Raw genomic sequence first — 19,496 nt, 5'->3', positions numbered from 1 at the left:
CAAGGGGACACGGATGTCCACGAAGCGCCCGAGCGCGCCCGCAGGCTGCCCACCGACCGAGCCGACCCGCGGCCCAACGCGTCGAGGACACCGGCTGCGCGCCCTCGCGACGGTCGTGCTGCTGACCGCGGCGACGATCGTGCTGCCCGCCGCGGCCGCACCGCTGCGCGCGGCCGAGGCCGAGGGTTCGGTCTCTCTGGCGCTCACGCCACCGGTCGTCGCGACGACGACGATCCACACCGTGCGCCGCGCCGACGGCCTGCTCGGCCAGGAGACGACGGCCCGCGCGAACAACCGCATCCTGGTCGACTGGGGCGACCTCACACCCCTTCAGGACCAGCCCACCACGATCACGGGCACCGTCCCGGTGCCGAGCAACGGCGGCTCGCGCTGGGTCACCCTCGAGGAGCGGGTCCTCGGCGACGGTGTCTGGGGCTACGTGAAGGACACCCGCTCCGATGCCACCGGCGCGTTCCAGATCGACGTCACCCTGCACCGGGTCAACGAGCCCCGCCGCTTCCGGATCTCGGTGGACAAGGCGCCCGGCGCTCCGGCGCTCGCGACCCCGATGGCGACGTTCCGCGCGGTGTGGCAGCCGGCGCCCCCGACCACGAAGACCTACCCCGGGATGACCGTCCTCTGGCCCGGGTCACAGGTGCTGGTCGGCTCCGACCAGGTCGTCCGCGGGACCCTCACCACGCGCCTCACCAAGCCGACCGCCACTCTGCAGCGGCAGGTCGCCGGCCAGTGGACCGACGTGGCGAGCACCGGTGTCACCGGCAGCGGCACGTTCGGGCTGACCCTGCCCACGGCGTACCTGGGCGACGCGTCCTACCGGCTGCGGATCACCAGCACGCGCAGCGATGCAGTCGAGACGCCCGCCGAGGCCCTCACCGTCATCCCCGACTACACCCCCGACGGCCGGGCGACCAGCTACTCGCTCGTCAGCCCCGAGCCCGTCGGTCGCTGGAACCCGTGTGTTCCGATCACCTACCGCGTCAACACCGCGAAGGCGCCGGCCGGCGTCCTGCCCGACGTCCAGGCCGCCATCGCCGAGGTCAGCCGGGCCACCGGTCTGCGCTTCGACTACCGCGGACCGACCTCGGTGGTGCCGTTCGCCGCCGGCGACACCTTCGACCCCTCGGTTGCCGACCTGGTGATCGCCTGGGCCGACCCTGCCCAGATGCGCGGGCTCTTCCCGAGCGGGACGCTGGGGGTCGGCGGTCCGGAGTTCCGCACCACGTTGGCGGTCGACCCCGCCGGGCGGTCCGTGCGCCAGATCTACCAGGGCGGCGTCACCATCAACACCGCGTTCAACAAGGCCCTGCGACCCGGGTCCGGCGAGGGCCTGACCCGGGTGGCGGCGCTGATGCACGAGATCGGCCACGCGGTCGGGCTCATGCACGTCGAGGGTGACCCGGCCGAGCTGATGTCACCCTCGATCGGCTACGGGCTCGACCAGTGGGGCGCCGGCGACCTCGCCGGTCTCCAGGCGGTCGGCGCGAGCGGGGGCTGCCTGACCCCGGGCAGCTGAGGACTACTCCCGCTCGGCGACCACGCGCAAGGTCTCGACCGAGGTGTCCGCGGCCTCCGGGATCAGCATCCCGGCAGCGACCCCTGAACGCAGGTAGTCCACGGCCTCGCGGGTGATCCGCTCGCCGGGCGCCAGCACCGGCACGCCGGGTGGGTACGGCGTGACCATCTCGGCAGCGACCCGGCCGACCGCCCGGTCGGCCGGGACTTGCTCGACCGTCGCGAAGAACGCGTCCCGCGGCCGCATCACCGTCTCCAGCTCGAGGCCCTCGGCGCTGGGGAACTCGACCTTCGGCGGGCGATCGGCGTCGCCGGCGTCCGCGGCGAGCTGGCGCACCGTCCGGAGGAGGAGGTCGACGGACCGGTCGTCGTCGGCATGGGTGAGGCGGGCGTTGATCCGGCATGTGTCCGATGCTCCGAAGTCGACGTGGTGTCGCTCGCGGGCGATCTCGGCAGCCTGGTAGCCGGTGATGCCGAGCTCGCGCACGTCGATGGTGAGGACCAGCGGGTCGACCTCGAAGGCGTAGCCGTCGTCCACGACCTCCTGACCCAGCACGGAGACGCCGTCGATCTCGGCGAGCCCGGCCCGGGCGCGGGCGGCGAGCTCGAGCGTGGCTGAGAGCAGCTCGCTGCCGTGCTCGACCATCTGCCGGCGCCACCCGTCGAGTGATCCGTAGACCAGGCTGGAGGCACTGGTGGTGGCCAGCAGGTCCTCACGCTGCGCCAGGACGGTCGGGTCGACGCGGTTGCCCTGGAGGTGGAAGACCGAGCTCTGCTCCACGGCACCGCCCATCTTGTGCACACTGGTCACGACCAGGTCGGCGTCGGCGTCCATGCCCCAGGTCGGCAGGCCCTCGTGGAACGGAAGGTGCGCCCCCCAGGCCTCGTCGACGATCAGCGGGACGTCGTGCTCGTGGCACACCGCCGCGACGCCGCGGATGTCCGCGCAGGTGCCCCAGTCGGTGGGCGTGATGAGCAGCATCCCCTTGGCGTCCGGGTTGGCCTCGAGGGCGCGGCGTACGTCGTCAGGCTCCGGTGGGTGGGCGAGGTGCCGCTCGGAGTCGAACTTCGGGTGCACCCAGACGGGCACCGTGCCGTTGATGATCAGCCCGCTCACCACGGACTTGTGGGCGTTGCGCGAGACGAGCAGCTTCTCTCCGGGACCGGCGACCGCGAGCATCGCGGACTTCACCGACAGCGAGCTGCCGCAGGTGGAGAAGAACGCGTGCTCCGCGCCCACCGCGTCGGCCATCAGCTCCTGAGCCTGTTCCAGCACCCCGCCCGACTGGCGCCGGTCGTCCAGGCCGTTCATCGACAAGACGTCGGAGGCGAACACGCCCTCGCCGAGGATCGTCAGTACCCGCGGGTCCACGCCCCGGCCCTGCCGGTGACCGGGGGGACCGAACACGACGTCGCCGCGACGACGGAAGGCCGAGAGAGCGTCGAGGACGGGAGTGCTGGAGTGGTCCATGATGGACCGGTTCCCGCGATGCGTTCCCGGAAACGGCGTTCATGCCCGGCGGTCCGGCCCGTTCGTGGCGGTTTCGCACCCTCGCATCGAGCCTCTGGACCCGACGGTGGGATAGGTGAGACGGTGATCGCCGGCATCGGGGGCCGACCAGCGACCCTCGTGACGAGGGGAGCCGAGATGACCGAGCAGAAGCAGACCGTGGTGGCCAGCACCGACGACCTGCGCCAGATCCTCACCAGGATCCACTCCACGCTGACCTTCGGGTCCACGGCCGCGACGGTCGTCCTGGCGCTCGGGTGGGTCTTCCTCGGCGTGACCGACTCCAGCGTGCCCGCCGTGCTACCGGTCATCACGATCGCCTGCGCCGCGTTCGCGTTCTTCGCCTGGATCAACCAGGAGGAGGTCCAGCAGATCGGCCGGCCGTTCCGGACCACATCTCGGTAGGCACCACCACTCACACGTAGGGATCGGCGAGCCCCGGCTCGACCCGCTCCATCCTGACCAGGCCGCGCCAGCCCCGCTCGACCATCAGCTCGAGGATCCGGTCCCGCAGCCGGACCAGCTCCGGCCCGGCCGAGAGCGCGACGGTGTCGATGAGGTCGGCGAAGGAGCTGTCCGGCAGCGGGTCGTCCTGGGCATCGAGGTCGCCGCTGGCTGCCGCCTGCTCGGCCAGCTCGACCAGGACGTCGGCGATCTGCGCCAGCAGCGCGTCGGACCGCCCGCCGGAGTCGAGCACCTCGCCCATCAGCTCTCCCATCAGCTCGAGCAGGCGTCGCATCAGCGGGTCGTCGAGCTGGGCCTCCTTCTCCACCATGAAGGCGTCGACCTGGTCCGGCATCTGCGCGGCGATCAGGATCCACGCGTCCCGCTCCATCTCGACCATGACGCCGGGTGCGCCCAGCGACCGCATCCGGTCGAGGTAGGCGGTGACGGACGCCGGCAGCGCGAGGCTGTCGCCGGCCGCCAGCCTCGCGATCCGGCGACGGTGCTCCTGCAGCTCCTGGATCTCGTCACGGAGCCGGCGGTCGATGTCGTCGACGGCCGCAGCGAACCCCGCGGCGTCGGCGCCCAGCAGCTCGTGGACCCGCGCGAGTGGCACCCCGGCCTCCGCGAGCGTGCGGATCCGGATCAGCCGGACCAGGTCCGGGGCCGTGTAGCTGCGGTAGCCCGAGGCGTCGCGCTCGGGCTCCGGGAGGAGCCCGATCTGGTGGTAGTGCCGCACGGCACGGGTGGTGACCCCGGCGTACGACGCCAGCCGGCCGATCGTGAGCATGTCCCCAGCCTGCCGTGACTCAGGCGAACTTGCGGTGGTAGACGCGCATCGCGAGCACGTACGCCACCACCAGCAGCCCCCCACACCAGGCGAGCGCGGTCCAGATGTCGTTGCCGACCGGCTGCTCGGCGTACAGGTTGCGCAGCGTGTCCACGATCGAGGTCACCGGCTGGTGCTCGGCGAACCAGCGGACCGGGCCCGGCATGCTCGCGGTGGGGACGAACGCCGAGCTGACGAACGGCAGGAAGATCAGTGGGTAGGAGAACCCGCCCACGCTGTCGGCGGACTTCGCGGTCAGCCCGGGGATGACCGCGAGCCAGGTCAGGGTGAGCGTGAAGAGCAGCAGGATCCCGGTGACGGCGAGCCAGGCGAGGACGCCGGCCCCGGAGCGGAAGCCCATCGCCACGGCGACGACCACGACGAGTGCCAGCGCGATCGTGTTCGCCACCAGCGAGGTGAGCACGTGTCCCCACAGCAGGGCGGAGCGGGCGATCGGCATCGACTGGAACCGCTCGAAGAGGCCGCCCGACACGTCGGTGAACAGCCGGTAGGCGGTGTAGGCGATACCGGAGGCGATGGTGATCAGCAAGATGCCGGGCAGCAGGTAGTCGACGTACTCCTCACCCCCGGTGTCGATGGCGCCGCCGAAGACGTAGACGAACAGCAGCAACATCGCGATCGGGGTGACCGCGGTGGTGATGATCGTGTCCGGACTGCGCAGGATGTGGCGCAGCGACCGACCCAGCAGGGCGGTGGTGTCGCTGAGAAAGTGTCTGTTCATCGGGGCCTCAGTTCTGGGTGGTGGGGTCGGGGGCGGTCTCGTCGCCGATCACCGCGAGGAAGATCTCCTCGAGCGTCGGCTGCTTCTCGACGTACTCCACGCTGGCGGGCGGGAGCAGGGCCTTGAGCTCGGCGAGGGTGCCGTTCACGACGATCCGGCCGTGGTGGAGGATCGCGATCCGGTCGGCGAGCTGCTCGGCCTCGTCGAGGTGCTGGGTGGTGAGCAGGATCGTGGTGCCGGCGGCGGCGAGCTCTCTGACCGCGCGCCAGACTTCCAGCCGGGCCTGCGGATCGAGGCCCGTGGTCGGCTCGTCGAGGAAGATGACGGGCGGGTCACCGATCAGGCTCATCGCGACGTCGAGGCGCCGGCGCATGCCGCCGGAGTACGTACCCGCCCTGCGGTCCGCCGCGTCGGTGAGACTGAACCGGGTGAGGAGCTCCGTGGCGATCCGGCCGGGTTCGACCAGGTGGCGCAGCCTGGCGACCAGCACGAGGTTCTCTCGGCCGGTCAGCATCTCGTCGACCGCGGCGAACTGGCCGGTCAGGCTGATCGACTCTCGCACGCGCGCCGCTTCGGTGGCGACGTCCGCGCCATCGACGAGGGCCGTCCCCGCGTCCGCCTTCGACAAGGTGGCGAGGATCCGGACGGTCGTGGTCTTGCCGGCCCCGTTCGAGCCGAGCAGGGCGAAGACGGTGCCGCGCTCGACGTCGAAGTCGACGCCGCGCAGCACCTCGTGGTCGCCGTACGCCTTGGTCACACCGGCGACCTGGATGGCGGGACGGGTGGGTGTCCCAGATGTCGTGGTCATGACCCGACCTTGAGACCTTGACGCTGCGTCAAGGTCAAGTCCGGTGCTCCTGGCGCTCACGGGTTGCCGCGCTGCGTTCCTCAGGTCTGCTCGGGTGCGGTCGATAGGGCATTAACTGGCGGCCCATGGATGGGCCGCTCTGCTGCGTTGGAGTCATGGATGACCACACGTTCGATGTCCCCGCGGTGGCGTGCCGGGCGACAGACCGCCGCCGTCGCACTCAGCGCGCTTCTCGCGGTCGCCGGGGTCACCGCGACCGCCCTGACCGCGCCCGACGGTCACACGCGCACCGGGTCATTCGCCCAGGTGACGACCATCGACGGCCAGTGCCCCGCCGAGGACGTGATCCCCGGCCTGAACCCGGGAGACCCCGCGTCGTGCGCCCACGCCGACAAGGCACCCCCCGGTGTCGATGTCGACAAGCACGTCGCGACGGCGGTGCTCGAGGCTCGCACCGGCGCGGCGGCCGCCGCGGTGGCGGCGGCCCAGGACGAGGGCGTGCCCGTGGCGGCCCAGGTCGCGGCCGTGAGCGACCGGGTCCCATGCGACGGGGACGGCACCTCCGGCTACCGGGTGCAGGCGATCTACGTGGTCACCTCCGACCGGACCAACCGCTTCGCAGCGGTCGGCGACCAGATCAAGCAGTGGGCCTCCGGGGTCAACACCGTCTTCAACCTCTCGGCCGCCAAGACCGGCGGCGTTCGCGACGTCCGGTTCGTGACGGCGTCGAACGGGGACGGCACCTGTTCTCCGACGGTCCTGAACGTGACGCTCGCTCCGGGGTCGTTCACCAGCTTCGACGCCACGATCAACGCGATGCGGGCCGCGGGCTACACCGCACCGAACCGCAAGTACCTGATGTGGGTCGACGGGACGGGTCAGTGCGGGATCGCCCAGACCTACCTGAGCAGCGGCGCCGGCCAGGACAACCCGAACAACGGCTCCTACCCCCAGTTCGCACGCATCGACACGGGCTGCTGGGGTCAGTCCCAGTCGGTCGAGGCCCACGAGCTGTCGCACACGATGGGCTCGGTGCAGGGCGACGCTCCGCACGCGACGACGCGCGGCCACTGCTACGACGAGTCCGACCGCATGTGCTACGCCGACGGCGGTGGCAAGACCATGCAGCAGATCTGCCCGTCCGACCAGGAGACGCTGTTCGACTGCAAGGACGACGACTACTACTCGACGTTCCCTCCGGCCGGCTCCTACCTGGCCACCCACTGGAACACCGCGAACTCACGCTTCCTCATCGGCGGAGGTGACGGTGTCGGCGGCGGCTCGCTCGGCACCCCGACGACCCTCGGCGGAGTCGTCTCCGTGAACAACCCGGCCGTGCCCGGCCTGCCCACGCAGGTCTCGGCCACGCTGGAGGTCCCGACCGGGCGCACCGCGTCGGTGACGTGGTCGACGTCGCGCTCCGACTGCACGTTCGCGGACAAGACCGCCACCCAGACCCAGATCACCTGCGGCGCCCGGTCGACCTCGGCCGGCACGGTCACCGCGACGGTGGTGGACAGCACCGGGGCCAAGCTGGTGCGCACCAGCGCGCTGACGTTCTCGGCGAGCCAGCGCACGGCCGCCACCGCGTTGACGATCGACGGCGCGTCGGCGTCGTACGTCGCCTGCCCGACCGGGAAGGCCGTGCTGTCCGCGTCCGTGGTCGACCAGGCCAGCAACACCCCCGTCAAGGGCATCTCGGTCGCGTGGATCCGGAAGAGCGGCACCAGCCTGCCGGTGCAGGTGGCCTCAGCGCTCACGAACGACGCGGGCGTCGCCTCGGCGCTGGTGACCGCGACGGCGGGCGCCTACTCGGTCAAGACCCTCGCGGCCCCGGCGTTCCCCACCACGACGTCGTCGTCCGTCGACGTCACCGTGGCCACCGGTCCGTGCACCACCCAGGTGACCTCGGGGTTCGACCACACGTCGGTCCAGGCGGGTGCACCGGTCGGGGTCAGCGGGGTCCTGACTCGCACCCTTCCCGACGGGTCGACGACCGCCCCCGCGGCCGGGGAGACGGTGTCGGTCTACGGCAAGGCCGGAACCGCGACGACCTGGTCGCCGGTGGGCTCGGCCGTGACCGGTCCCAGCGGGACGTACTCCGTCGTGGTGAAGCCGCTCGTGTCGACCTCGCTCCAGGTGCGGTTCGCCGGGCGAGCCGGCGTGGCCGCCTCGACCGCGGCGATCACGCCGATCACCGTTACCCCCTGGACGACGACGGTCGTGGTCAGCCCGTCCGCGACGGAGCTGATGGCCGGGTCTGCGGTCACCGTGACCGGTTCGGTGAGGCAGTCCGAAGCCGACGGCACGACCGCGAGCGCGATGGTCTCCACGCCCGTGAAGATCACCTACCCCTTGGCGGATGGCCGGACGGCCACCGCGTCGGCGAGCACCAACGCGTCCGGGACCTACTCGACGGTCGTGCGGCCGACCGGATCCGGCGATGTGGTGGTGAGCTACGGCGGCAAGGTCGGCTGGCTCGCCTCCTCCGCCGCTGCCACCCTGGTCGTCCACCCGTGGACCACCGAAGTCACGGTCAGCACGTCGTCCCAGGACCTCATGGCCGGCACGGCCGTCACCGTCACTGGGTCGCTGAAGCAGTCCGACGGCACGACCGCGACCGCGATGCCCTCCACGCCGGTGACGATCACCTACCCACTGGCTGGCGGCCGGACGGCCACCGCGTCGGCGAGCACCAACGCCTCCGGCCTCTTCTCGACGGTGGTCCGTCCCTCGGGATCCGGCGACGTGGTCGTCCGCTACGCCGGCAAGGCCGGCTGGGTCGCCTCCTCGGTGACCCAGGCGATCGTCGTCCGGCAGTGGGGGACGGCGCTGACCCTGTCCGCGACGCGCGATCCGCTGACCGGGTACGTCCTGGCAACCGGGACGCTCACCCAGGTCAGCTCCACCGGGGTCTCGTCGCCGAGGCCGTCGGGCGCAGTCACGATCACCTACCAGTACTCCGCGACGAGGACGGCGTCGGTGACGGTCACCACCTCCGCGGCGGGGACGTTCACGGCCCGCGTCCATCCCGGCGTCACCGGTCTCGTGCAGGCCGCGTACGCCGGGACCACGGGTTGGGCGGCGGCGTCGGCCACCCCGGTCACGATCACGGTTCCGTAGGCGCGCCGGCGGGTCGGGCGACCCGTCGGCAGAGGTCGGGGAACCCGGTGGGTCAGCGGACCTCGTCGAGGTCCAAGCCCATCGGGGACCGCGCCGGGATCTCGCCGGAGGCCACGACGGCCGCGGCGATCGGGCGCAGGTCCTCGAGGAGCCGGTCGACCTCCGACCCCTCGAGGTCCGCGTACGCCGTCGCCGCCGCCCGGTCGGTCTGCTCCTCCAGCCCCTGCTTGAGCTCGCGGCCACTCGAGGTGAGGTCGCCGTTGCGATCGACCAGGCCTCGGGCCGCGAGGCCGGCCTCGAGCGCCTCCCACTCCTCGGCTCCCAGCTGCCGAGCGAGACCGTAGACCTCGAGCGGTGTCCCGGTGGCCAGCGCATGGAGCACGTGCGACTCGCGTCCACCGATCCCTGCGGTGACCAGGGCCGCGACGTGGCCGTCACCGCGGTGCTCGCGCAGCAGCGTGGCGGCGTGCCAGAGCCGGGCGAGCGGGTCGTCCGGGACCGGCAACGCGCGGTTGGCGGCGAACAGCGGCCGGCCCTCGAGCGGGGCTGCTTGCGCCGCTCGCATCGCGAGGTCGGCGGCCCGTTCGACCGCGGCACCCGGCGTACCCGCCAACTGGCGGCGCAGCGCCGCGACGGACCCGTCCCGCCGCGCGTCGAGGGCGGCCCCGGGCCGCGCGAAGCCCCAGGCATCCGGCAACGCCCGCGCCACGTGGCCGAAGGTGAAGTTGTAGAAGACCGCGTGGGTGAGCTCCGCCGACGCCCGGCCGAGCGGCGCAGCACGTCCCGCGAAGTAGCCCATCCAGAACCCCCGGTAGCCCGCGGCCCGCAACGCGGCGAGCGGCTCGGGTGAGAAGTACGTGACCGCGTGGATCGGCTCGAGGAGCTGCCACAACCGCCGCGCCGAGCGCGCCCTGTCGTCCGTCATGGCCGCAGGTCTACCCCGGCCGGGGCACGGAGTCGACTCGTTTGCTGTCGTGCGATCGGGGGCAGCGTGCGAAGAAGACCACCCGAGCCGAGGAGCACCGCCATGACCTCTCTCCGTCGTCCGCTGCTGTCCGCCGTTGCGGTGGGCATCGCCCTGGCCACGCCCGCGCTGGCGCTCTCCCCCGCACAGGCGGGTGGTCCCGGCACCGTCTACGTGTACGGCGCGACGTACACCGAGTGCACCAACAACCTCAGCTACACCGTCAAGCTCTACCGCGCCAACGGCTACACGGTCACCGGCGTGCACGGGTGCCGCAAGACCGGAGACGGGTCCCGCTACTTCGGCGACTTCGTCGCCAGCTAGGGCGCGCCTCCCACCGGGCGAGACCCCCGGACCGGCGGTGGCAGTCAATGTCTACTGATTGAGTAATGAATTCATGAGCTGCACGACTTGAAGAGTTCGTTACATCTCGACACATTTGCCGACGATCGCCGAATCTGCAATCCCGCCAGGCTCAGTCCCCCCGAATCTGCAACGCCACCGGTCTCGAATCTGCAACGAGGCCAGTGGGGCGTCGTCTTGCTGGGGCCTCGGTGTTGCCGGCGGAGTCTTCGACTAGCCCAGCTCGGAGCGGCCGGTCTGCATGGAGAAGACCCGTTCGTTCGTTCGGCACCTCCCCCTGCACATCAACAGCGACGACACGGTCGTGCCGATGGCGAGCGGTGTCTTCAGGCAGGCGAGGGTAGCCGTTGTACCGGCCCTGTCACCATGGGAGCACGACGTGAACGCGCCTCGCGTCCGGCGCTCCTACTCCCTCAGCTCGGTCACCGGCGACCGGTCGCGGGCCCGAGGGGTCCATCCACGTAGATGTCGAGCACGTCTGCGTTGTACAGCCTCGCCTCTGCCCACGAAACCATCTCCATCTTCCACACCTCGTCACTGGTGGCGTCCGCCGCCTGGACAGCACGGCGGGCGGCTTCGACCGCATCGTCGCGTGTCCAATCCGCGATGGGATACAGGATCGGGCGTCGGAAGACGTCACGCTGGGCTGTTCGCGCGACGAGAGCCCCGAAGAACGTGGTCAGGAGCTGAAGACCCACTTGATGGTCGGCGCGATAGGCCAAGTCAATCGCGGTCGTCGCCAGGTGCATCCAATCTGCCCGGTCCCCCTCGTCACTCAGACGGAGAGCCACTTCCATGACGACATCGTAAGGAAGGGCGGTGATGAAACCCTGGAACCAGCTTGCGTCCATCATCCACACTGAGCCTGTCACGTCGTCCTGCCGCGAGTCCGCGAGCCGACGGAGCAAGTCCTCGACTGTGACCTCAGTGGGGGTGGCTGCCACCCGCTCCATCGTGGCGAGCAGGACCTCCGCCGCGCCAACGTCGTACTGCCACCCCGCGAACGACTCATGGGTTGAACCATGCGCGACAGTCGCACTATCGGCAGGCGTATCAACTGGATCGAGCGACCGGGGACGCGAGTTGTACCATGGTTCACGAGCCACCCGGGCACCTAACAGCGCCCATCGTGAAGCATCCCGGACATCGCGCTCTGCGCGTTCAGTAAGCGCGGCTGCCGTCTGAAACGCGGTGCGCTCACCCAGCGCATCATGAAGCACGGCCTCAAGGTCGGCGCCCTCGACTGCCTCAAGGTTGAACAACTCACCGCTCAGCATCGACGCGACGTACTCCACCACGAATGAGCGTGCGCCCGAGACGTGATTCGCTGCTTCGACGACTGTGGCGCGGTCCTCCTCACGGATGAGCCCGCGGAGCCGTTCTATCTCATTGAGCCAGTCATCGGACGAGCCGACGGTAGACAGGGCTCCAACGATGCGGTCAAGAGCCACAGCGGCCACTGCGGGGTTCGGGCTCGCCCCGTAGATCGGATGTTGCTCCGCGGCCGATCGGCTGATCTCGGCGATCGCCCACTCGGCGAAGCCCTCCGCATTCGACGCGAGTCCCCGCCAGACTCCGCGCTCGAAGTTATAGGTGCACGCAAGCCCCGGCAGTCGCGCCAGCAACTGCCGCTCGGCATCCTCTGCGTCCGTCCACGACAGCATTCCGGAGTCCACCTGACGCCCAAGGACATACGCAAGGGCCTCGAACCCCTGTGCTTCCTCCTGCGTGAGCGGTGCGGTCGCCTTGGCAAGGAGTTGCGGTAGGCGGGTGCCGGTGCCGTCCAGCCATTCGACTCCGATCCAGTCCCCGATGCTCGCCAGGGCGTCCTGACGCTCACGAAGTAGATAGTCGGAGCCTCCGTTAAGGAGCAGATCACTAACCGCCGTTGCACGCCTGCGTCCTAGTGAGTCCCACGCGTTGGCCTCAGACCATAAGTCCCCAGCGATCTCGTCGAGGACTCCCAACTCGGCGAGTGCTCCCGCGCAATGCTCCAAAGGGACCCGCCAGGTTGGGCGGAGAAGTGCTTGCCGCAGCACCGCCTCGGCGTGGGGAACCTCCTCCAATAGCTGAAGCGCCAGTTCGCGTCCGACAAGGTGTTCATGAATCGTCCGGTGGAGCCACCGGACAGGTTGACTCATGGGATCGGTGTCGTCGGGTGGGCCGAAGGCCACCAAGAGCCCATCTGTGGAGTAGAGCTCGAACAACTGCTCACGGGAGGTGCGGCTCGTGGCGGAGAGCCATCCCAGTCGCGCGGTGTCTAGCCAGACTGCGTGTTTGTGACGTGGAGCCTGCCTCGTTGCCATTACCCATGCGATCTGTCGAGCAGCCGATAGAGCACTTTCGACATCCGTCACCGAACGGTGCACGGCAGGCAACTTCCACCGTCGGCTCAGGAACAGGTGGAGGTACTGCCGATAAAGGCCATACTTGTTTGTCGCGACTCGCTCTGCCTCAGCAACGAAGCAGATGAACCCTGCAATCAGCTGGTTACGGGCGACCTCAGCCAGCCCGTCGTCGGCAATGGCTGCCAGGGCAGCGCTTCGGCCTCGGGGATTGCGACCGTCGCGGAACCATGACTCGATGAGCTGACGGGGACCGTCGTGGTTCAGCGCCAGGACGACGTACTCGTCCAGACTGCCAAGTGGCTTGGTATAGCCGGTGATCCGCGATGACACCACCAGTGTGATGTTGAGGACGTCGAGATGCCGCAGCACCTCCAGGGCACCCTGATGGTGGTCAGGCCTACTGATCTCATCGAGGCCATCGAGCGCAACCAACACTTCGCAATCCGGATCGAGCAGGCGTTCAGCGAGCTGAGAGGCCACTAGCGACGTCGGGTCGTGGCCCAGCCAGTTGAGGAAAGCTGTCACCACAATTTGCGCTGCAACGGCAGGTCCACCGACTCTCGCGCTAGCGGCGACGCGGCCAACGTCGTCCAGCCGCGCGAAGACTAACGTCGCTCTTCCTTCACGGATCGTGTCGATCCCCAATCCTGCTAGCAGTGTCGTCTTGCCGCAGCCGGGGTCGCCCAACAGGACCACTCGTCGTCTTGAGCGAAGCAGGGAAAGCGCAGCTTCCGGTGTGCTGTACGGCCTGAAATCGCTGTAGAGCCCCGGGCGATCCGCGACAGCAGTCGGGAAGTCCTCGACAGACGCCAGACGTCCGAGTTCGGCGAATCCCTCGACCGAGAGGTGATCAGGGAAGTAGTCAGGCAGCCGCATGAGGAGCTGCTCCGTAAGCCGCTGGTTGGCCCGCAGTTCCATGTCGTCGTTGCCACCGGTGCCGTGCGGTGGGGCGTCCGCATACTGCGACCCGCGCACAGTCGGACGACCCACACGATCTGCCTGCTCCTGCGCATACCGTCGCAGCAGGGTTCGGAAGTCTGGAAACTGCTCGGGCGACACTGGGTTCACCGGCACCAGATCAACTACTGCGGCTGCGAAGAAGGGACGCAGATGTGGCGGCGGGACCGTCGGCCGCGGCCGGCTGGGCGTGGGCCGCCAACTCGACCGAGTGCCGCTCGGGATCGTGTACCTGCGCCATCCGCTGGCGTCGCTTCTGATCCCGTCGGCCCGCTCATGGTCTCCAGAAGCATGGGCGAGTGCACTGTCGGCTTCTAGGCGTTCGATTGCCTTCTCTTGGATGATCCGGGCCAGACCGGCCGGCCCACCGGCCGCCTCAAACGCTGCACTGGTCCACGCCGCATACGCTGCCAGCAAGTCGTCGGCCATTTCACCTCTCGCCATCGTTCCCCGACGCGGCGAGTATCGCAGGGCGCGCAGGTGCGCGCAGGCTTCCTGCGCTGCTTCCGCTGGCTTGAACTTCTGGCATGCCCCGGAGCGACCGGGGTCTACGTCACCAAGAGGTGGACCACATGAAGAAGCTGATCACGGCGGCCGTCACGGTCGCGGCACTGGCGACCGGCGCTGCTATTGCTCCAGCCGGCACCGCCGAGGCGCTCGAGGTGCGACCCGGTCGAGGCTTCGCCCAGACCGACATCCTGCTCGACTCCTACGAGACCCGCCAGGCTGCCACCCGGCCTGAGATGGCCTGGTGGTACTGCTGGATGTCAGTCCAGCGCAGCCCGGGCCTCGCTGCGGTTTACGCCACCGGGGCATGCGCGATGGCGGTGAACGCGTCGGCCGCATACGCCCTGAAGCGCGGCAAGCGCGCCGGGGTGACAATCCTGCCCTGGGGAAGCTGGTGGAACTGGACCTACTGACACCACTGAGTTGGCCAGCGACGGGCGGGGGATCGCTTCCCCCGCCCGTCGCTGCCGCTGCCGCTGCGTGGCACGTCCCCGTCCACGTTGCAGATACGCGAGGCGGACCAAACATGCGGCTCGCAGACCCCGTGCTGGGAGCATTGGACTCGTGAGCGGGGAACAGGAGCACGATGCGGCCGAGATAGCCGAGACCGACGAGGATCGGCTGCTGACGCCAGCCCAACGCGCCGGGCTCCGGACCGCCCGAGACGCATTGAACGGCCCCACCGGAGACGCGCTTCGAGCCGCGCTGCGAGACGGCACACTGGCCGCGAACATCGACGCACTGGCGGCACTTCCGGAAATGAACACCGCCCGGCTCGTCGAAGGGCTCATGCCAAGCCTCACCACGGCCGCCCTGCTCCCCGCCTTCGACACCGCCCGGCTCGTCGAAGGGCTCATGCCAAGCCTCACCACGGCCGCCCTGCTCCCCGCCTTCGACACCGCCCGGCTCGTCGAAGGGCTCATGCCAAGCCTCACCACGGCCGCCCTGCTCCCCGCCTTCGACACCGCCCGGCTCGTCGAAGGGCTCATGCCAAGCCTCACCACGGCCGCCCTGCTCCCCGCCTTCGACACCGCGCGGCTCGTCGAAGGGCTCATGCCAAGCCTGAACGCGGGGGCCCTGCTCCCCGCGTTCGAGATCGGCGCGCTCTTCCGGGGAGCCCTCCCCGGACTCACCGACGAGTTCCTGGATCGGATCCGGCGCGGCTTCGAGCGGCTGGTCCCGCGCAACCTCCGATCCCTCGATGACCTCCGCTACCAAGACATGACCACTGTGATGCGCGAAGAAGGGATCCCGTTCGTGCTGGTTCCCGATGCCGTGACAGCCGCCGCCCTACTTGACGCCGACGACGCGGGCGCGCGACGACTCGTCCTCGTTGACCGAGCAGAGCCGATCTTCGATGCATGCGAAGGGATCCTCGCCCTGTGCGTCGACCACCGCATCGCATTCCCCGGAAGCCAAGTGCGCCAGGCCATTGGGGCATACCGGGCCGGGTTCCCGGGTCCGGCGCAGGCGAGCGCCGCCACCGTCCTCGACTCGGTCCTCTACGACCATCCGGAGAAGACGCACCGCGGCTACCTTGTCGGATCGCGGACTGCCAAGGGCGGGATCACTCGGACGGCGTACACGATGACCCTCGACCACATCCGACTCATGACTCTCACCCCAGTCAGCGCCGTCCAGATCGAGGACTCGCGCGGAAAGAACGAGCCGCGGATCGAGTTCTCCCGGCACGCCACCGTCCACCGTGTCACGGAGGAGCAGTACACCGAGTCGAACGCCGTGCAGGCAATCATGCTCGCCACCAGCCTGCTCGGCTTCATCCAGGGTCTCTGGTGAGACCTTGATCGGCCGCGGCAGGACGGCTCGCTATACGACGCGCCATTCCCTCGCGCGAGTCGCGAAGCCGGTCTCCTGCAGATGCATCGCGGTGTCGACCCCGGGACGGTCTATTGGTCTGCGGTGTCGTCAGCCGCTACCTTCTCGTAGAGACGTTCCTCACCTGCCACCTTTTCGTCCGCCGTCTGCCATGGTGCAGGGGTGTTCAGCGTCGCCATCGTGATGTAGCGGCCCTGGACGACGCGATCCGGTTGGGCGAACTTCAGCGCGGCTCGCAGTTCATCGCAAAGTTTCACGTACTGGGAAATCTCGCTGTAGATGCCGTCGTCAGCCAGTGTGATGCGTCGGTCGTGCCCCACCATCGTCCCGTCGTCATCAGGTGAATAGACCAGCCGTGACTCCGCCTCGAGTTGCACCTTTCCCAGCGCTGCTAGAACCTCCGAGGTCCGCAACTTCATCAATGCGGTCGCGACGGACGCGTCGAACAGATGGACGAAGGGCGCGACTGCGCGGATGTGCATGTCCTGCCGCTCGGCCCGCCACCGCAGCGTTTCACCCGGGTTGAACAGGACGGGCGATCCCCAACGTGAGAACTGCTGTCCGAGCCAGATCCGCTTGCAGAAGGCTTGGATCTCCGGGCCTGAGGTAGGCGGCCCACCAGCCCATCCATAGGCCAACGGTTCCAGGTCAGCAAGAAGAGCTTGGCCATCATCAGCCATCCGAGACAGGATTCCCCAAACACCTTCGTACGCACTCTCGCGTTCCACCTGCCGCGGGCGCTCGACAATCAGCAGATTGAAGATCCAAGCCCCAATGAAGGCGTACGCGAGCGAGCCGACGAAGAACCCAACCTCGTGCCCGATCGGTATCTTCTCCGGCATATCCATGAGTGCCGTGATGACAGCCGCCACGAGCAGACAGCCTCCGAAGGCCCAGAATCCGGACGACCGAACAATTGAACGCCAAAGGTTCCGCACGGAGGGATGCTGTCAGGGATCGCGTCGTGCTCGTACCCCGGGCTCGTGTATGCCCACCCCGTCCACCACCCCGGCAGCCGGTGCCATCGCCGGCCGGGGGGACGCAAGAGGCCTGCCACGCGCTGTCGGGTATGCACGAGGCGGCTGAAGTTCCGTCGGGTACGTCGGATTGCCGTCGTCGAGTACGTCGACTGGTTCTGCCTACGGGTTGGTGGGTAGGGCGGCATACAACTGCTTGAGGAGAGTCTCGATCTGAGAGTGATCTCCAGTCATCGATGCGAACGACGCGGTGCCGTAGGGCTCGTCCGGCCGCGGCCGGACCCGTAGCAGCGGTGGTATGCCATAACGGGCACAGATCCACAGGACCCAGAGGCGGGCTGTCCGGCCATTCCCGTTGACGAACGGGTGGATGCGGACCCATTCGCCGTGCACGTAGGCAGCGAGTTGCAGGGCGTTAAGGTCTCTTGCGAGCGGGCCTAGGCTAGCGCCATCGATGCGCACCAGTTCGACAAGAAGGTGCCGAATCAGAGCGTCAACCTCCCCCCACACGAGGTACGAGCGGACACCCGCGATTCCACCGATTTGGACCTCGTAGTCGATGAGGTCGGTGTGGTTATCCCCACGAAACCGGCCAACGTATGCGGGACTCGGGGTCGGCAGGCCCTCGTGGATGCGACGATGCCATTCGAGGGGAGTTTCCATTGATGGAGGCTCCGCGCTTTGCGCATGACTGACGACCTGCGGGTAGAGCGCCCGCAGATTAGCCGCCAGTTCAGGCGTGTCGGGGTCTCCCGACCAAGGCGGCCCGGGCACGTGTCGTCACCGCTCGCCGTCGCCCCAGCACAGCCTCTCAGCCTCTGCGACCTGCTTGGGCGTCATCTGTTCGGCGCCGAGGATCACGCGACCTTCGCTGGAAGGGGTGTTGTCGAGCTGGTCAAGCCGCTTGAGATAGTCGTCCACATCTCCACCGCGCCTCGCTGGAGACGTGATCGTCGGCTGACCGAGTGCCGCGATCGTTGCGACCGCGTCTTCCCAGGTTTCTGCTGCCATCAGCTGGTCTAGGAGCGACGGACTACCGGATTTCAGGATGCGCAACAGGTCGACGCGGCCCAGCCGGGAGATGGCCAGTTCCAAGGTCGACCGCAAACGTAGACCGTCGGCGATAGTCGCCGGTCGCACCATGGAGTCCGGCTTCTTGCGCCACAAGTAGAAGGTCGGTACTGAGACATGCCCGACTCGGCACGCTCGCTCCTGAGTCAGACCCAGCACGTCTCGGAGCCAGATCACGGTTTCCGTACCGATGTTTTCCGTCCGCGGAGTCGCGGCCTGGGCAGGTTGATGGTCGACAAAGACAGGTGGCACGTCGAGCATGAACTCAGACACCCACTCGGACGTCCCAGGGGTGAAATAACTCACCGTCGTAGGGCGCTCGTCTTCAAGAACGGTTGCAGAGCACTGCAAAGCGAGTTGCCTAGTCCAGGACGCCGGGGTGGAAGCCTCGACGTCCATATGCCAGCCATCCGCCAGCACCGTGACGCCGTTTCGTACTGCTGGCCAGGCAGCAAGGACTGCCGCGCGCAGTGTCCGCGCTAGGTGAGTACCGCTCGCGTCCACTCGGGCGGGTTCGCCAACAATGGGGATCGCGAGGCAAGGAGTCAATGACGCAAACGAGCCGAACGGGATCCCGAACTGCTCAGTGTTCATCGAGATCCTCCGAAGTCTCTCCCATCGGACCCATAGCCAACCACGCCCCAGGGGTGACGCACTGCTGAAACACCGAAAGCGCGTGTTCATGGAGTTGGTCAGTTGCGAGCAACACCGCGTCGGCCTCAAACCCGGAGGTGGCTTCCATATAGGCGTCGACGTCAATGAGTAGGCCTACTTCGGCCGTCTCAGTCTGAACCATCGCATGGTTCAGGTTCACCCGTGTCTCTCCTAACGCGAGGACCTGACGTCCTTGAATCATCGTCACGTCAGGACCCTCGTCGCTAGCGCCAAAACCCAGAAGTCCCGGGTGAACAAAGGGGACAAATTCACCGACGTGAGCCAGTGGCCCTAGTCCTAGAACCTTCCCGAAAACAACATTCACATACCGCAGCCCGACACGGGTAGTGACGCCAGGATTCAGCGTGCCATCGACGGCGCGCAGGAGATCGTCGATCCACGACTCAAACTTGTCGTCCCACGACTCGTAGTCACTTGTCTCAATCGTGATCGCGCCGGGCGCCACGGTCACGACCGTTCTCCCCTCGTCAGCCGTGAGTCGCCACGCCCCTTCGCCAGGCGGCGCCGCGACAGGCTGCGGTCCCCCCATCGACAACTGGAACGCCACCTGCTCCTGCACGGGAGCGAGGGAAGTGTTGTGCTTCAGCGCGCCCTGAAGAGCCATGACTGCGCGACCGTCGCTGAGTTTGACGTCTGAGGTGAACTTGAGCTGCCAAAGGACGTTGATGAGCGGCGACCTAGTCAATCTCCGGTGATCGACAGACCCGGAACTGGCGCTCATATCATTTTCCCCTCAAAGGCGCAACTAGAGTGTAGTTAGAGTGTAGTGCGAACGGGCGCATAGGCAAGGGTCTTCGGGCTAACGTGAC

16 protein-coding genes are annotated in these 19,496 nt (G+C 68.3%); 6 read left to right on the top strand and 10 right to left on the bottom strand.

Going from position 1 to position 19,496, the window contains the following annotated elements:
* Positions 1-13: 13 nt before the first annotated feature.
* Positions 14-1,534: a zinc metalloprotease gene (locus AC3ANS_RS23695; RefSeq protein ID WP_488294021.1), complete on the top strand. Its 1,521-nt coding sequence runs from the start codon at positions 14-16 to the stop codon at positions 1,532-1,534.
* A 3-nt stretch (positions 1,535-1,537) separates the two neighbouring features.
* On the opposite strand, the gene AC3ANS_RS23690 is transcribed toward AC3ANS_RS23695, so the two are convergent.
* Positions 1,538-3,004 (bottom strand): aminotransferase class I/II-fold pyridoxal phosphate-dependent enzyme, encoded by a 1,467-nt coding sequence (locus AC3ANS_RS23690; RefSeq protein ID WP_488294020.1) that lies wholly within the window; start codon positions 3,002-3,004, stop codon positions 1,538-1,540.
* 177 nt (positions 3,005-3,181) lie between these two features.
* On the opposite strand from AC3ANS_RS23690, the gene AC3ANS_RS23685 reads away from it, so the two are divergent.
* Positions 3,182-3,448 (top strand): hypothetical protein, encoded by a 267-nt coding sequence (locus AC3ANS_RS23685; RefSeq protein ID WP_488294019.1) that lies wholly within the window; start codon positions 3,182-3,184, stop codon positions 3,446-3,448.
* A 10-nt stretch (positions 3,449-3,458) separates the two neighbouring features.
* Here AC3ANS_RS23685 and AC3ANS_RS23680 read toward each other — a convergent pair whose 3' ends face one another.
* From AC3ANS_RS23680 to AC3ANS_RS23670, 3 genes are read right to left on the bottom strand one after another with little or no spacing between them, the layout of a single operon-like run.
* Positions 3,459-4,277 carry a MerR family transcriptional regulator gene (locus tag AC3ANS_RS23680; protein ID WP_488294018.1) on the bottom strand — a complete coding sequence of 273 codons (819 nt, stop codon included), beginning with the start codon at positions 4,275-4,277 and terminating at the stop codon, positions 3,459-3,461.
* Between the two features lie 19 nt (positions 4,278-4,296).
* Complete coding sequence (locus AC3ANS_RS23675; protein ID WP_488294017.1) at positions 4,297-5,058, bottom strand: ABC transporter permease; 762 nt, start codon at positions 5,056-5,058, stop codon at positions 4,297-4,299.
* A gap of 7 nt (positions 5,059-5,065) precedes the next feature.
* Complete coding sequence (locus AC3ANS_RS23670; RefSeq protein ID WP_488294016.1) at positions 5,066-5,866, bottom strand: ABC transporter ATP-binding protein; 801 nt, start codon at positions 5,864-5,866, stop codon at positions 5,066-5,068.
* A gap of 159 nt (positions 5,867-6,025) precedes the next feature.
* Between AC3ANS_RS23670 and AC3ANS_RS23665 the strand changes: the two genes are divergently transcribed.
* Positions 6,026-8,989 (top strand): hypothetical protein, encoded by a 2,964-nt coding sequence (locus AC3ANS_RS23665; RefSeq protein WP_488294015.1) that lies wholly within the window; start codon positions 6,026-6,028, stop codon positions 8,987-8,989.
* Positions 8,990-9,041: 52 nt separating this feature from the next.
* Here AC3ANS_RS23665 and AC3ANS_RS23660 read toward each other — a convergent pair whose 3' ends face one another.
* Positions 9,042-9,914, bottom strand: coding sequence for an SCO6745 family protein (locus tag AC3ANS_RS23660; protein WP_488294014.1), 873 nt, complete (start codon positions 9,912-9,914; stop codon positions 9,042-9,044).
* A 102-nt stretch (positions 9,915-10,016) separates the two neighbouring features.
* On the opposite strand from AC3ANS_RS23660, the gene AC3ANS_RS23655 reads away from it, so the two are divergent.
* Complete coding sequence (locus tag AC3ANS_RS23655) at positions 10,017-10,277, top strand: hypothetical protein (protein WP_488294013.1); 261 nt, start codon at positions 10,017-10,019, stop codon at positions 10,275-10,277.
* A gap of 461 nt (positions 10,278-10,738) precedes the next feature.
* Here the strand turns inward: AC3ANS_RS23655 and AC3ANS_RS23650 are convergent, their stop codons facing one another.
* Positions 10,739-14,050 (bottom strand): NACHT domain-containing protein, encoded by a 3,312-nt coding sequence (locus tag AC3ANS_RS23650; RefSeq protein ID WP_488294012.1) that lies wholly within the window; start codon positions 14,048-14,050, stop codon positions 10,739-10,741.
* A 143-nt stretch (positions 14,051-14,193) separates the two neighbouring features.
* On the opposite strand from AC3ANS_RS23650, the gene AC3ANS_RS23645 reads away from it, so the two are divergent.
* Both AC3ANS_RS23645 and AC3ANS_RS23640 read left to right on the top strand, forming a co-directional pair.
* The gene (locus AC3ANS_RS23645) at positions 14,194-14,541 is read left to right on the top strand and encodes a hypothetical protein (protein ID WP_488294011.1); all 348 of its coding nucleotides are present in this window, start codon (positions 14,194-14,196) and stop codon (positions 14,539-14,541) included.
* 151 nt (positions 14,542-14,692) lie between these two features.
* The gene (locus AC3ANS_RS23640) at positions 14,693-15,925 is read left to right on the top strand and encodes a hypothetical protein (protein ID WP_488294010.1); all 1,233 of its coding nucleotides are present in this window, start codon (positions 14,693-14,695) and stop codon (positions 15,923-15,925) included.
* 110 nt (positions 15,926-16,035) lie between these two features.
* On the opposite strand, the gene AC3ANS_RS23635 is transcribed toward AC3ANS_RS23640, so the two are convergent.
* The 4 genes from AC3ANS_RS23635 to AC3ANS_RS23620 all read right to left on the bottom strand — a co-directional run bounded on the left by AC3ANS_RS23635 (position 16,036) and on the right by AC3ANS_RS23620 (position 19,408).
* On the bottom strand, positions 16,036-16,836 hold the full coding sequence (locus AC3ANS_RS23635; protein WP_488294009.1) for a hypothetical protein: 801 nt from the start codon (positions 16,834-16,836) through the stop codon (positions 16,036-16,038).
* Positions 16,837-17,103: 267 nt separating this feature from the next.
* Positions 17,104-17,604, bottom strand: a complete 501-nt coding sequence (locus AC3ANS_RS23630; protein WP_488294008.1) for a Fic family protein — start codon at positions 17,602-17,604, stop codon at positions 17,104-17,106.
* A 117-nt stretch (positions 17,605-17,721) separates the two neighbouring features.
* Complete coding sequence (locus tag AC3ANS_RS23625; protein WP_488294007.1) at positions 17,722-18,606, bottom strand: hypothetical protein; 885 nt, start codon at positions 18,604-18,606, stop codon at positions 17,722-17,724.
* On the bottom strand, positions 18,596-19,408 hold the full coding sequence (locus AC3ANS_RS23620) for a TIGR04255 family protein (protein WP_488294006.1): 813 nt from the start codon (positions 19,406-19,408) through the stop codon (positions 18,596-18,598). The genes AC3ANS_RS23625 and AC3ANS_RS23620 overlap by 11 nt, the downstream gene beginning before the upstream one ends.
* Between the last annotated feature and the right edge of the window lie 88 nt (positions 19,409-19,496).

It is taken from the genome of Nocardia sp. 149-1B (assembly GCF_057747975.1).
This window is presented reverse-complemented; position numbering and strand designations above follow the sequence as displayed.